The sequence below is a fragment of the Picosynechococcus sp. PCC 7003 genome, from assembly GCF_001693255.1.
Lineage (GTDB): Bacteria > Cyanobacteriota > Cyanobacteriia > Cyanobacteriales > MRBY01 > MRBY01.
The window spans coordinates 1-13,791 of sequence record NZ_CP016476.1 but is presented as its reverse complement, the minus strand read 5'-3'; the positions used below and the strand labels follow the sequence as shown (position 1 = coordinate 13,791).

At 48.7% G+C, this 13,791-nt stretch carries 17 protein-coding genes; 14 read left to right on the top strand and 3 right to left on the bottom strand.

Annotation, left to right across the window (positions count from 1 at the left end; all coding sequences use genetic code 11):
- Positions 1-24: 24 nt before the first annotated feature.
- The 14 genes from AWQ21_RS14710 (at position 25) to AWQ21_RS14655 (ending at position 11,778) form a co-directional block, all read left to right on the top strand.
- A complete protein-coding gene (locus AWQ21_RS14710) occupies positions 25-3,114 on the top strand; it encodes a CHAT domain-containing protein (RefSeq protein ID WP_065715448.1) in 3,090 nt (1,029 codons plus the stop codon).
- Positions 3,115-3,204: 90 nt separating this feature from the next.
- The gene (locus AWQ21_RS14705) at positions 3,205-3,501 is read left to right on the top strand and encodes a DUF1778 domain-containing protein (protein WP_065715447.1); all 297 of its coding nucleotides are present in this window, start codon (positions 3,205-3,207) and stop codon (positions 3,499-3,501) included.
- Positions 3,491-3,682 (top strand): hypothetical protein, encoded by a 192-nt coding sequence (locus AWQ21_RS16740; RefSeq protein WP_315862283.1) that lies wholly within the window; start codon positions 3,491-3,493, stop codon positions 3,680-3,682. The genes AWQ21_RS14705 and AWQ21_RS16740 overlap by 11 nt, the downstream gene beginning before the upstream one ends.
- Positions 3,679-4,002, top strand: a complete 324-nt coding sequence (locus AWQ21_RS16735; RefSeq protein WP_315862282.1) for a GNAT family N-acetyltransferase — start codon at positions 3,679-3,681, stop codon at positions 4,000-4,002. The genes AWQ21_RS16740 and AWQ21_RS16735 overlap by 4 nt, the downstream gene beginning before the upstream one ends.
- Before the next feature lie 174 nt (positions 4,003-4,176).
- Positions 4,177-4,626: a hypothetical protein gene (locus tag AWQ21_RS14695; protein WP_065715446.1), complete on the top strand. Its 450-nt coding sequence runs from the start codon at positions 4,177-4,179 to the stop codon at positions 4,624-4,626.
- A 104-nt stretch (positions 4,627-4,730) separates the two neighbouring features.
- Positions 4,731-5,321, top strand: coding sequence for a hypothetical protein (locus AWQ21_RS14690; RefSeq protein ID WP_065715445.1), 591 nt, complete (start codon positions 4,731-4,733; stop codon positions 5,319-5,321).
- A 39-nt stretch (positions 5,322-5,360) separates the two neighbouring features.
- The gene (locus AWQ21_RS14685; RefSeq protein ID WP_065715444.1) at positions 5,361-5,756 is read left to right on the top strand and encodes a hypothetical protein; all 396 of its coding nucleotides are present in this window, start codon (positions 5,361-5,363) and stop codon (positions 5,754-5,756) included.
- 51 nt (positions 5,757-5,807) lie between these two features.
- Positions 5,808-5,981, top strand: a complete 174-nt coding sequence (locus AWQ21_RS16315) for a hypothetical protein (protein WP_157094805.1) — start codon at positions 5,808-5,810, stop codon at positions 5,979-5,981.
- A gap of 186 nt (positions 5,982-6,167) precedes the next feature.
- Positions 6,168-7,319, top strand: coding sequence for a hypothetical protein (locus AWQ21_RS14680; RefSeq protein WP_065715443.1), 1,152 nt, complete (start codon positions 6,168-6,170; stop codon positions 7,317-7,319).
- A 29-nt stretch (positions 7,320-7,348) separates the two neighbouring features.
- Complete coding sequence (locus tag AWQ21_RS14675; protein ID WP_065715442.1) at positions 7,349-8,047, top strand: hypothetical protein; 699 nt, start codon at positions 7,349-7,351, stop codon at positions 8,045-8,047.
- Between the two features lie 4 nt (positions 8,048-8,051).
- On the top strand, positions 8,052-9,233 hold the full coding sequence (locus AWQ21_RS14670) for a pentapeptide repeat-containing protein (protein ID WP_065715441.1): 1,182 nt from the start codon (positions 8,052-8,054) through the stop codon (positions 9,231-9,233).
- 68 nt (positions 9,234-9,301) lie between these two features.
- Complete coding sequence (locus tag AWQ21_RS14665; protein WP_065715440.1) at positions 9,302-10,780, top strand: DEAD/DEAH box helicase; 1,479 nt, start codon at positions 9,302-9,304, stop codon at positions 10,778-10,780.
- Positions 10,674-11,213 (top strand): hypothetical protein, encoded by a 540-nt coding sequence (locus AWQ21_RS14660; protein WP_198159741.1) that lies wholly within the window; start codon positions 10,674-10,676, stop codon positions 11,211-11,213. Before AWQ21_RS14665 ends, AWQ21_RS14660 begins: the two co-directional genes overlap by 107 nt.
- A gap of 10 nt (positions 11,214-11,223) precedes the next feature.
- The gene (locus tag AWQ21_RS14655; protein ID WP_065715438.1) at positions 11,224-11,778 is read left to right on the top strand and encodes a 2'-5' RNA ligase family protein; all 555 of its coding nucleotides are present in this window, start codon (positions 11,224-11,226) and stop codon (positions 11,776-11,778) included.
- Here the strand turns inward: AWQ21_RS14655 and AWQ21_RS14650 are convergent.
- The 3 genes from AWQ21_RS14650 to AWQ21_RS14640 form a co-directional block, all read right to left on the bottom strand.
- Positions 11,775-12,350 carry a nucleoside deaminase gene (locus AWQ21_RS14650; RefSeq protein WP_065715437.1) on the bottom strand — a complete coding sequence of 192 codons (576 nt, stop codon included), beginning with the start codon at positions 12,348-12,350 and terminating at the stop codon, positions 11,775-11,777. The two genes, AWQ21_RS14655 and AWQ21_RS14650, sit on opposite strands and share 4 nt — an antisense overlap.
- A gap of 98 nt (positions 12,351-12,448) precedes the next feature.
- A complete protein-coding gene (locus tag AWQ21_RS14645; RefSeq protein WP_065715436.1) occupies positions 12,449-13,204 on the bottom strand; it encodes a ParB/RepB/Spo0J family partition protein in 756 nt (251 codons plus the stop codon).
- The gene (locus tag AWQ21_RS14640) at positions 13,204-13,791 is read right to left on the bottom strand and encodes a ParA family protein (protein WP_065715435.1); all 588 of its coding nucleotides are present in this window, start codon (positions 13,789-13,791) and stop codon (positions 13,204-13,206) included. Before AWQ21_RS14640 ends, AWQ21_RS14645 begins: the two co-directional genes overlap by 1 nt.

The following is a 13,791-nucleotide window of genomic DNA, read 5'->3' as shown; positions in this document are numbered from 1 at the left end:
ACGTTTTCAAAAGGAATTTAAACAATGTCAAAAACAGAGTACGAACAAACCCTCGATGCCAATCTGGATGAGTGGACGATTGATGAGCTGGCTGAGTATCTGGAGGAGAACTGCGAGGAGGCGGAGTTAGAGCTGATTTTTCGGGCAATTGAGTTGCTCCAGGACTGTCTCCTCAATTCCTTTGAGTTTGCGTCGGAGCTTCACCTCAGCGAAACGCTATTAAGGCTGAGCCAAAAGGAAATCCATGACATTTTTCAGTTGATTTTTAATGACCTGGAGCCATCGGTAGAAACCGTCGAGGCAATCAATGCAGCAGTAGTCGGAGAGTCACCAGAGATGCTGCCGGATGTGGAAATTGAGACGGTACAGCAGTGGCTCAGGCTCAAGCTGGCGGTGGTCTTTGAGGTTTTTCGAGTGCCCTTGATCTTGCAAGATTTTGAAGAGGAGAGGATCAAATCACCGGAGGACTGGGCAGAGATCCAGTGGGATATCGCTTATGAATATTTTGATAATCTCGATCAAAACAAACGAGAAATCATAGAAAGAGTGATTCACCATTACCAGAAAGCCTTAGTTATTTATGTAAAAGAAGCGTATCCAGAACAATGGGCAACAATTTACCATAGCCTTGCTCATGCCTACTGGAAGCGAATCGAGGGAGATAGAAGAGAAAATCTTGAACTGGCCATATACTACTGCCAACAAGCCTTAACAGTGAGGAAAAAAGAAGCTGATCCAGAGAATTGGGCAATGACCGAGCATGGCTTGGCTCATGTTTACAGTGACCGGATAGAGGGTGGTAGGAGAGAAAATCTTGAATTGGCTATTTACCACTATCAACAAGCTTTAACAGTGAGGACAAAAGAAGCCTTTCCAGAAGATTGGGCAAAAACCCAGGGTAATCTTGCTAATGCCTACAGTGACCGGATAGAGGGTGATAGACGGGAGAATATTGAGCAAGCCATTTACCACTATCAGCAAGCCCTAACAGTTTATACAAAAGAAGCTGATCCAGAGAATTGGGCGAAGACCCAGGGGAACTTGACAAAGGCCTATGCAAACCGAATGGAGGAAGAGATAAGAGAGAACTTTGAATTGGCTATTTACCACTCCCGACAAGCCTTAACGGTTTATACAAAAGAAGTCTATCCAGAGGATTGGGCAAAGGCCCAGAATAACCTCGCTAGTACCTACAGTGACCGGATAGAGGGGGAGAGGCGGCAGAACATTGAACGCGCTATCTATCACTACCAACAAGCCTTAATCGTGAGGACAAAAGAGGGTTACCCTCATGCTTGTTTAAGCACTAATTCTTTATTAGGTGATTTGTATGTACAAGAAGAAAACTGGCAGAGGGTAATTAAAACATATCGAACAGCGATTGAATGCATTGAACTGCTAAGCAGTTGGGCGACCGATGATGACTATAAACAGCAAATCATGGCCGAAAATATCACAGTCTATGACAACATCATTCAAGCCTGTGTTGCCCTGGGCAGATATGACGAAGCAATAGCCTATGCTGAACGGGGCCGCAGTCGTCGCCTGGTGGAACTGATCGCCAGCAATGACCTCTATGCCAATGCCGAAATCCCTCCAGAAATTCAGGACTATCTCACCCGCTACGAAGCCGTCGAACGACAACTCCATAACCTCCTGCAAGAAGATTCAAGCGATGGAAGCATTGGCGAACGAGGCTTAGGCCGATTTCGCCAAACCACCCTTACCCCAGCAGAACGGGAAGCGAAAACCGCAGAAATTCAAGCCCTACAGGCCGAAAAACAAACCCTCTGGCGGGAAATTCGCCGCTTTGATCCCGTCATCGCCCAACAAATTCAGGTAGAGGCGATCTCCTTTGAAGAAATTGCCGCCCTGCTACCTAACCTCCAGAGCGCCATCCTCAGCATCTACAACACTGGCGCTGAAACCCATATTTTTGTCATTCGCCACCCGGCAACTTCTCCGACAAAATCTGGCTTATTTTCGCTTTTTCAGCAACCGAAGCAACCCGAGCCTATAGTGACCCTCCACAGTTGCCCAGACCTGACCTTTGGTCGGCTTGAGGAACTGCTCACAGAACAATGGTTAATTCCCTACCAAGAGGATAATTCACACTGGTGCCAGGCAATGGGACAAAACCTGCAAAATATCGCCCAAGCCCTCCACTTAGAGCAACTAATCCAAGACCACCTCAACGGTATTCAGGAGCTGATCATCATTCCCCATCTGGGTTTTCATCACATTCCCTTTGCTGCCCTACCTATTGGCGACGCCGAAGAGACAGTAACCCACCCGGAACCAGAGTTAGACAATACCCGCATCAAGATCAAATCCAAGACCAGAGTACAAACCATTCAGAATCTCCTCCACGAGGAATACCTGGGTGATCTGTTCCAAATTCGAGTGCTGCCCAGTTGCCAGATCCTGAAATATTGCCATGACCGCCCCCCACTGCCCCAAACTAACTATGGCATCGTTGAAAATACCCAGGAGGATTTGAAATTTACCCACATCGAAGCCAATCGCCTGAAACAGTTAGAGCCAGTGCTCCCCAAAAATCACCTCAAGGGCAGAGCAGAGACAACCGTCCATAATTACCAAGCCCTTTTGACACGGGTCGAAAATGTTCACTCCTCCCACCATGCCAAATCAGACCTCAACAATCCAAGGGAATCGGCCCTGGAATTAGGGGATGGAAAATTCAGCCTAGGGAGCCTAATGCTGAAGCGTTACCCGAACTTGAACCATGTATTCCTGTCTTGCTGTGAAACGAACCTGGGCAAATCCGAGCTGACCGATGACCTACTCACCCTGGGGACAGGCTTCCTCTGTGCTGGAGCAAGAACAGTAATTTCTTCCCTGTGGGCAGTGGATGACCTAGCAACGGCAATTTTCAGCAGCTACTACTATGAAGCCTTGAAACAGACCCAGCAACCAGCTTTCGCCCTTCAACAAGCACAACAACGTCTGAGAAAAGCTACCTATACAGAATTGTTAGCCGAATTTCCGACTGCCCAGGAAGCTCTTATTGAGCGAAAAAAGAAAAACCCTGGTTCTTCCTACCCGTTCATTGATCCCTACTACTGGAGTGGTTTTATCTGTCAGGGGGTGTAGTCCTAGTTTGGCAATGTTCATATTAATGGTCATACGGCAAATTGCCGGATATAGTTGGAGTATAATTAGTCATTACTTCCGTATATCCCTATGAAACCCGCTTCCAAAGCTAAAAATCTTGCTCGCTTAGAAGCCCGCCTCAGTCCAGAGGTAAAAGCTCTCATGCAAAAAGCCGCTGACATCGAAGGGCGATCGCTAACAGATTTTGTCGTGACCAGTGCCCAAGCCGCAGCCTACGCAGTGATTGAACGCCATAACACTTTGAAATTGACTTTGGAAGACAGTGAAGCCTTGGCAAATGCGCTATTACAGCCACCAGAACCAAATGCCACACTGAAACAAGCGGCAGTCCGCTACCAAGAAGAAATTGCAGTTCATGGTGCTTAGGATTCAGCCCCTGAATAAACGTGTCCACCGGCGCGGGGATTTTTCTTGCGGTGAAATTTCTCTGGATACCTATTTGCAAAGACAAGCTTCCCAGGATGTAAAAAAGCAGGTGGCTACGGTCTTTGTTTTAGTGAATGAACCGGACATGGCAGTGCTAGGTTACTATACCCTGTCGGCATGACCCCTTATACGGTTGATGTGGGTGTTCTGAGTTCAGATATCTTGAAGGGCTTACCCCGTTATCCCCTCCTACCAGCAACGCTTTTGGGAAGGTTGGCGGTAGATCAAGACTGCCGAGGTCAGGGTTTTGGGGAGCTGTTATTGATTGATGCTTTACGTCGGGCCTGGGAAGCTTCCCAGTCTATTGGGTCTTTAGTCATTGTAGTGGAAGCATTAAATGAGAAAGCACAGCGTTTTTATTTGAAATATGGCTTTATTCCGTTTATTCAGTCTCCAAAGACGCTTTATCTACCAATGAAGTCGATTGAAGCTCTTTTTTGACAATATTCTACTCAGATCACAACAGCAAACGATATAAATTAAGACAGTAAGACAGGCGAATGACGGCATTTGAATCATCTCAGGCAAAAAATTCTGAAAAAATCTTTAGGAAATTTGCATAAAAAAAATTGAGGTGGCGATTAAAAGGTAGAAGCACAAAACGGAGCCACTACCATGGACAAGCACCAAGAACTACTCAACCGCCTCGCTACCCTCAAAGAAGCCGCCAAAGCAAGACCTAATGATTTGACGATTCAAGGCGGGATTGAAATCCTTGAGTGTTTGCTCCATGAACGTCTCACTCTCCAGGAACAATCTCAACAAGAGCGGGAATTGCGGCAACAACTCAAAATCCAATTGTGTGAATGTCGTGAAAACTATAAGGTCCAAGCTGAAGATCTCCAAGCCACTTACCAAGAGATGAACCACGCCATTCAAGAAAAACAGCAGATTATTGCTAAGCGCAATCAACTGCGAGGTGAACTAGAGGCCATCGAAAGCACCGTCCATGAAGCTGTCGCCCAGGTTAAGGCCAGTAGCTCCCTGCGACAAAAATTCAAGATCCTTTGGGATTTCCTCCAAGTTGTTTTCTTTGATGAGTCAGTAGTGATTTCTCCCTCTTAATAATTAAAACGACTATCCCCTAAACTTTTCAGGAAAAGCGAACAATGCCACTGACGACCCCCTCAGCCCCTACAGCTTTTGTAAACCCTAGCCCTGTAACAACGATGGACGGACAAGAAAACTTTGAAGAACTCATTAAACAACTCTATGACACGGCCAGAGAAAATCCCGACGATGAAGATCTTTTAGCAATCGTCGAATTGATTAAATTTTTACGCCGTTCCCGAGGGAGCTTGCAAAGCTGGAATCAACGTTACCGCAGCGACATCACCGATCTTCAAGACGAAGTGAATGACCAAATGCTCACCAATGAGTCCCTGCAAAAGGATCTACTTCGGGCACAACAGGAGATGCAACAGTTAGCCTTGGAAAAACAACGACTAGCCCAGGAACGAGAAAAAATCCGTGCCGAATTAAGAGAAATCGACCGAGAGGTAAAAGTTACTGCGGCCAAGGTGCGTTCTACCAAGAGCCTTTATGGCAAATTCTCCATCGTTTGGAACTTCCTCCAGGCCACCTTCTTTTCCGATGACCCTCAAGATTTTGGCAAAATCAAACCTGGCAACGACGATGATCCCGATATTCCTCCCAGCGCCGGTTCCATTGATCCCAACCCGAACCCGAATAGTGGTGGCGATAAACCCTGGATGGGTTCTAGTAGAGCCGATATCCAACGGGATCTGTTAGACCGCTAATTATTTAGTCCTTCCCCAAATTCCCAACCCAAATACTTTATGTCACGCTTTAGCAAACTCATTGACCAACTCGAAGACCTAGACCAACAGGATTTACGCAATACGGCCAAGGTCTTTGCGGTTACCGCCGAACTCTATGAACGACTGCAACAGGTAGTACAGGCCCAAGAACAATCACCTCCAGCACAAATCCCTGGTGAGCAGATTAGTGAGGAGCTCCTGAAAGAGCGTTATGGCACCTATAACGAAGCCTATCGAGCCTATCAGCAAACCTACCAACTCAAATGCAGTCGTGGCTGGAAACATCTTTTACCCAAGGTGAAGGATCTACCAATGCCCCAGACCCAGACAGAACGCATCGACCAACTGGAGGACACAGTACAAACCTTGTCTGAGATTGTCATGAATCTAGTTTCCCCACCGAGTTCTTCCTGACCGAAGTTTGGGGACAACAACCAATTTAGAAAAAAATTAGGAGTAATCATTATGTCTCTCTGGACACGCCACAAACCCTGTCCGAGCTGTGGTCGCTCTGGCACAGGTCGGATTAAATGCAGTAACTGTCAGACCGTAGGGTGTACTAATGGCAATTGTGAAATCGGTGGTTTGAATCGCTGGTGTCCTATTTGCCGCAAAGAAACGAAGAAAGTTCGCCTATAGTGAAACGCTACTCTTGTCAGTCAACATATTTGTCCATCAATTTCTTGGCCCTCCCCTGAGCATTCAGGCGGAGGTCATTTTTTTGGGTCAAAGCTAGATTGCATAAACCGTCCAGGCGATGTCGATATAAAGAACAGGGAAACAAAAATCCTCACCCGCCATAACCATTGCTCTCAACATCCCCCCATGCAAACATCAATTCCCCAGACTTATTCCTCAAAACTACGCTTCTATGGCTTACCGAGTAACGCAGTAATCTCCTCTTCCGTTCAAGCCACCCGCAAAACAACGCTTTTTCTTCTGAAATGCGCCTTTGTTTGTTCCCCCAAGGATCTCCATGGCACAGCCATCGTTACCAAAGAAGTCAAACAACGGGCTCGCTTGAATGCCAGCCTGATCACAATTTCTAGCCTGATCAATACGATTGGTATTACCCCATTTATTCTCATTGCCCTGAGTGGTTTCGGCATCGCAACAATCCCCGCTGCCGCTGTTGTCCTTGGTGGAATTAATGCCGCCTCTAACCACTGTGGGGCGATCGCCGCCAGACATGCCCCAGGCTATCGCGCCAACGCCTGGTGTGGCCTCAGTGGGTTTTTGATGCTTAATACCCTCCTGACTGTTTTTACGGGCCCCGGCATTGTTCTATTTACTAACAAACCCGCTGTCCAACAGCAGCTGGCGACCACCATTATCGAAGCACAACGGGAGCGGCTCGACGTACTAAAACCAGCAGGTGAACTAGATGACCTAAAAGACCAAATTAATGAAGCCCAAACCAGTCTCCAACAAATTGTCCTTGAAGAAGGGGAGGTAGCCTCCCGAGACAATCCCGAATGGCAGCGACTGTATCTAAGTCTCTATGGCACCTACGCAGAGCGCGATACCGACTGGACGACGGTAAAAACCCCAAATCTCCCCCTCACCCAAAAACTCGAACGCCTTGAGACAGAAAATCTGGCCGCCTACAATGCCGCCAAGACCGACCTAGATGAACGCCTCAGTCGTCGCACCCAATATGGCAATGACGTGCAATTTCTTCAGGCAGAAATGCCCGACCACTTTAGCAGCAATTTTCAGCCTGACCATAACCTGAAATCCCCTGCTGATGGAGCGGCGATCGCCACTGAACTCTTTACCACCGATCTGAAAGCCGGTCGCTTTGAACGCCTCGCCTTTCCAATGCTGATGGCGGGCATCTCCATTGCCCTGAGTGCCACCGCCTGTGTCCTGACCTATACCTTTTCCCGGAGCCCCGCCGTCCAAGATAGCTTTGACCCCCAGAAAAAAGCCTTGGTCCGAAAAGCAATTCAGATCCTCCGTCAGCGTTCCCAGTAAGCCCTATCCCTAAAAAAGATCCAAAAGTTATGACGACCCCCCATCCCACCCAACCTAAGCCAGGCCCCAGTCTAAAACTACTCGACCATATTGAAGCTACCGGTGAAGTGGACGAATGCCCAGAACTCGTGCTGCTCATTGAAGAGTTGGTCCGAAAGGAAGCTGAACAAGGTGAGTTAAGCGAAGAACCACCCGTTCCTGCTATTTCCCCAGAGGCGATCGCGACCTATGAACAAGAACTATCCATCCAAGGGACAGCCCTTAAAAAACACTGTCAGAAGCTATACCAAGCCCTTTCGACGATTGAAACGATCCCAGAGGCACCATTTACTGGCGCGCCAGCCGAAATCCAAAACCACATCGAACAAATTCAACGGGCGATCATACCCATCATGAATTTGAGCTATCGCTATCGAGGACTACTTCAAACGAGCGATCGCCGAGACGGCATTACCCACTGTTATTACACACGCGGCCTCAGCTACTGCACCCACTTCATTGCCCAAAAAACCAGTGTCGCCGCAATCACTGCAGAATTTAACACCGCGCTCCAGCCAACCGAGCTTTTGAACCGGATCTACCGCTATCTCGACCAATTACCCAGTCTCTATCACGCCCTGACCAACCGACTCCTGCAAACCCTGTGGACAGAAGTCCCCAGCGAAGACGGAGCAGTGCCCTTGTCTTTCGTCCAAGCCAGCGAGACCCCAAACCAAGAGGAAATTTAAACCCATGAAACGTTTTGTTCGTACCGTTGTCCAGAGCCTCGATACCTTGATCTTCTGGCACCGCACTGCTCCTTTTCGCCCGACTTTCTCTAAAGAACGCCTCAATAATGCCCAGTTTAAACAAGCCATCCAACGAGATCGCCGTGATTTCAGCCGTGTTGTTTTTGTGGGAGTCGACTTTAGCCAATATTCCCTCCAGGGATTTGTGTTCTACCAAGCCGATTTTCGCCTGTCTAACCTATCTGCCCCAGGGACGAACTTAGCCGGCGCTGAATTAACGGGGGCCCTTTTGCAGAATGTGAACTTAGCTGGGGCTAACCTAGAGAATGCCATTCTGTGCCATGCCAACCTTGAGGGGGCTAACCTGGCCAACTGTAACCTCAAAGATGCGAATCTAACCGCCGCAAACTTAAGCAATGCCCTCCTCAATCAAGCCCAACTCACAGGAGTGATTCTTGTACAGGCCAAGGCCCAGGGCGCTAATTTAAAAGAAATCCAAGGCCAGGGTCTCAATGCCCATGGTGCTGATTTACGAGGCGTGAATTTAAGCCAAAGTATTCTCAATGCCGCTGTGTTTAGCCAGGCACAATTGGGCGCAGCAAATATTGCCCATAGCCAATTGCAAAATAGCAATTTTGCCGAAATCCAAGCCCCTCAACTCAATGGCGTCGGCTGTGATTTATCGGGGGCTGAATTGCAAGAAGCCAACTTACAAGGGGCCAATCTCCAGGATGCCGTGTTAAAGCGCACCATGTTGCAGCAGTCCAATTTAGCCGGGAGCCAGTGGGCCCGGGCCGATTTGACCCATGCCACCCTCAGTGGAGCAAACCTCAGCGGTTGTGTCTTTGATAATGCCAATTTAAATGGGGCGAATTTAGCAAAAGCCGCTATGAAAGAAACCAACCTAAACCATGCCTACTGCGCGGGGATCAATGGTGCAGGTGCGAACTTAGCCGGGAGTAACCTCGCTAATGCAGACTTGCGGGATGCTAATCTTCAGGGAGCAAATTTGAGCCGTGTGAACTGTGCCTGGGCAGATTTGCGGGGTGCAAATTTGTTGGGGATCCAAAGCACTGACTTAAATTTAGAAAATGCTGATTTAACAGAGGCTAGCATCTCTGGCTTGGACAACATAGCGGCAATGACCTGGTTACCAAAAGAATATACAGTGCAGTCTTCAAACTGAGCAGCTAAAGGGCTTTTGCCATAAATAGACATCAAAATCGATCACCATTCATTTTTTCAGGAAAAACGATGCAGAAAGTAAACGGTCAATACTTCTACTCTCCTTCTGATTTAACCCGCTTTATGGAAAGTCCCTTTACCGCTTGGTTAGACCGATTTAGCTTGGAATATCCTGAGCGATCGCCCGCCAAAGATCCAGAAGATCCCCTAATGGGCATTCTGCGGGAAAAAGGCTATGCCGTGGAAGCTGCCCTAGAAAAGGAATTTCGGCAACAAGGTCTCACAATCGTCAAAATCGAGGGTCAATCTCTCGCAGAGAAACAGACTCACACCCGTAAGGCGATCGCCGCCATAGTGGCAGATTATGAACAAGGTCAACTGCCAGAAACTTCGCCCGCCATTGTTGATTTTCTAACCCGTGCTAAACCCCGCTTCACACCAGAATATTCTGGGCCAGAGCAAACGAAGGCGATCGCTCCTAGCCGTGATCCCCAAGAGCGATTGAAGCAGGTCATTAATGCTGTACGCCACCTAGATTGCAGCTACCTGACGATTCAAGGCCCACCGGGAGCCGGTAAATCTTACACAGGCAAACATATCATTGCTGAACTGGTGAAGACTGGTGCCCGGATAGGGATTACCAGTAATAGCCATAAAGCGATTAATAATCTGCTGTTGAGTACTGCCCAACATTGCCATGCACAAGGCATCAAGGCGACCTTTACCTGTGCCAAAATTCCCGAACAAGAAGCAGCCCGCTTTGCCGACTACAACGTTACTCAGATCACAAATACCCAATTAATAAACCACGTTCAGCCTAGCTGTGTTCTGGGTACGACGGCCTGGGGCTTTAGCCGTGCTGAGATGGCAGATCAACTGGATTACCTTTTCATTGATGAAGCAGGCCAAGTATCTGTGGCCAATCTTGTCGCCATGGGCCGGAGTGCGAAAAACCTCGTTTTAATGGGTGACCAAATGCAGTTGGGACAACCCTCCCAAGCATCTCATCCGGCAGATAGTGGTCTTTCCTGCCTCGACTATCTCCTGGGAGATCAGGCCACGATTCAGGCTGACCAGGGCGTATTTTTAGGGATGACCTATCGGATGCACCCCCATATCAATCATGTGATTAGTGAACATATCTATGACGGCGAATTAGATGCCCATCAGCACAACGATCAACGTCGCCTTAGCCTTGTCGCCAATGACGACATTGATATTTCTCAAAAAGAAGCCGGTATTATCTTCGTCCCGGTAGAACATCAGGGCAATAGTCAGGCTTCACCGGAGAAAGTTGCAACCATTCAAAGCCTTGTGCAGTCGCTGCTGGGACGCACCTTTTACACCGGTCAGTCAGAGCAGCCACAGCGGCCCATTGACTGGGACGATATGTTGTTTGTTGCGCCCTACAATCATCAAGTGCAAAAACTAAGCCAAGCCCTTGGCGATCGCCACTCTCTTAGAGCTTGCGGCAACTTCTCCCCAGGCCCGCGCCACTCTCCAGGAAATTTGTCCAGATCATCCCTTGGTGCAAACAGATACCATTAGTCAAACTTTGCCAGCACGACGGCGCACCGCAAAGCGGATCTCGGAGAGATCGCTCCAGCCTAAATCGTCCCGTGAACAGGCCCTGGCTAGCCAAAGTCTCTTAAAAAAATTAAACAAAGAAACCAACCTCGATCAGCGCACAAGGCTGGTTGCCCGTCTTAGCGCTTATGTACCTGACCATCCAGAGATTATTCCCAATCTGCTCACAGCCCTCCGCCAGGCTCGCCGAAAAAGCACCCTCAAGTTGGCCGTTGACACCCTCGGTCAGTTAATTGATCTAGAACAACTGCCCCTAGTTTTGCCCCAGGTGAAACACATTTATCAGACAGTTACCCCAAATTCTCCTAATCGGCGTTACTGTTATAAATTGCTCTGGGACTGGTCGAAAACTTTGCCTTACGAAGCCTTCCAACAGGCTTGGTCATCTTGCTAGATTTATCTCTATGGCTCAATCATTATTTTTCGTGGCGCTGTTACTGTCACCCGATCTCGGGGCGATCGCCTCTGGCTGGCAACATTATTGCGTTGAGCGATTCCAAACTAAAAAGGCTCTCAATTCGCCGCCCCACATCACCTTGCAACCGCCCTTTCAATTTCCAGCTGAGGACATTGATCACCTCGAAAACTTTCTCCAAACCTTTGCCCAGATGCAAATGGGTTTCTCGATTCAGTTGACGGGTTTTAATTGCTTTGCGCCGCGCGTGATTTATATCGAGGTTCAACTTACGCCCCAACTCCAAGACTGCCAATCCCAATTAAAAACAGCTTTTGGGACACAGTTAAATATTCAAAACCAACGTTACGGCGATCACCCTTTTTGTCCCCATGTGACCATCGCCTTTAAGGATTTAAGTCGTGCTAATTTTGACCGAGCTTGGGCCTTCTTTCGGGAGCGTCCCTTAAACCATCGCTTTACTACTGGGGGTTTAAGTTTGCTGCAACACAATGGCCGCCATTGGCAAGTCCGGGCGAATTTTTCGTTGCGTCACCCGGCCTAGGCATTATAAATTGGCCCCTGTTGCTTTTGATAAAATTGCAAAACTCCTTGGGCTAAAGCCAGCTCGACTTCTGTTTTCACCGTAATGCCGCGCTGTTCGAGGGCCGTTTGCCAATTCTGGGGTTTTGGCCCTTCGTTAAAACCAATGGCCTCCGCATCAGCGCCTCTAGCCCCACTGACCACGCGCTTTAAGCCAGACCAATGGATTCCCCCCAAACACATCGCACAGGGTTCGGTGCTGGTGACCAATTCCAGGGTAGGTAAATTTTGAGCACTGAGATTGTATTGCTTAAATTTGCGTTGGGCGATCGCCATTGCCACCATCTCCGCGTGGAGAAACGATAAATTTTCGCTAGTCACTAAGTTCACTCCGAGAGCGATCAATTCTCCAGTTTCAATGTTAAAAACACCCGCTCCAAAAGGCCCCCCTGTTTTTTGAATAATATTTTCCCGGGCGGCCCCCACCACAAACCGCATTTTTCGGCGATCGCCTGGGGTCGGTTGATATTGGCTGCTGTATGCCTGCAACCATTGGGGCAAACGAAAACAAATTTCTGGCGGTTGACGATACATCGCGCTTTTTACTCCATGTCTTGGGTTAATTCCATTGGGTTTTCGGAAAGTTAGAAAAAAAGGTAGGTGCGCACCTACCTTTTAAACAAATACCTTTTTTAAGGTTTCGACGGTGGTAGTTTGCGCAGTTCCCCCAGGAGTTTTTTCAATTGCCCTTGGATTGGCCCTAGGGCCAGATCTTCATTATCTGCCAGTTGTTTTGACCATTTCTCAACGGTGGCGATCGCCGACTCCGGTGAAAAGGTAGGTGTACGCCTACCTTTTGGGGCAGAATCATTTAGGATGCGCTGAATTCGATCCTCAGAAAGCCGAAAAACCTTGGCCAGCTCCCGTTTCAGAGATTTTTCTCCCGTCTTGGGTCGGCCCCGTAAGCGTTTATAACCGGCAGTTTCTAACTTTTTTGCCGCCTCCCGAATCTCCGTGACCGTAAAATTTTTCCGTTGTGTATTTTCTTCGATTTCAATTTGCAGGGCATCCACAGCGTCCGCCGCCGCATCAATATCCACCACCCGCACCGGAATTCCTTCAGGAAATAAACGGGCATATTGATCGGGGTGGGCTAGTTTAATCTGATAGAGGGCCTCCCGGCGATGTCCTCCAGCCAGGAGATGGCCATGGCGATCCACCGTTAAGGGGGTAATTAGGCCCAACACTAAAATTGAATCCACTAATTCTTGGACGTGTTTATCGTTGAGGGGACGGGCATCTCCCCCCGGCCGATCCAAAATATCCTCAAACACCAGAAGTTTAAGGTTCTGATTGACTTCGTTTTCGTAGGCTTTCTCGGCGGTGAAGTCTGCCGTCGCCCGTTGGTTAAGTCGATCAAGATTGAGAGATGCTTTTTTCCGGGCCATTAGTGTAGGTACTCCTGGAGCCACAACCAATAATTTTTAATTTCTGCTGCGGCTTTACCATCCGGGTTCCATTCTGTGACGGCACGCCCCTCGGCGACAGAAGCAGGAAAATCAGCCCGACTGCGAATCAGTGGCCCAACGGGGTAATAGGCTGCAAGCCCATCAATCAACTCCGTCAGATTCGCCTGGGGATGGGCTTGGTTAATGCAAAAAACGGCTTGGGCTTGGGCTGCTCGGATCGCTGCAAGGGTCGCCCCTAGGGCATCGAGTTCCAGTTGGCCGGGCCGCAACACAACCACGCAGAGATCAGCAATTTGGGCAATTTCAATTAAACTCGCCTCGGCACTGGGTTGGGTATCCACAAACAGCCAGTCGGTCTGACAGCGCTTGAGGGAAACCTTGACGCGACCTGCGGGGACGGTATGGACTAACGGCGGATCATCGGCGCGGCGATCGCCCCAATCCGCACAACTTGCCTGGGGATCGGTATCAATGATCGTTGATGGCCCAGCCACCACAGCCAAATTCATTGTTAATGTGGATTTGCCGACGCCCCCTTTTCGACTGACAATCGCAATTTTTTTCAT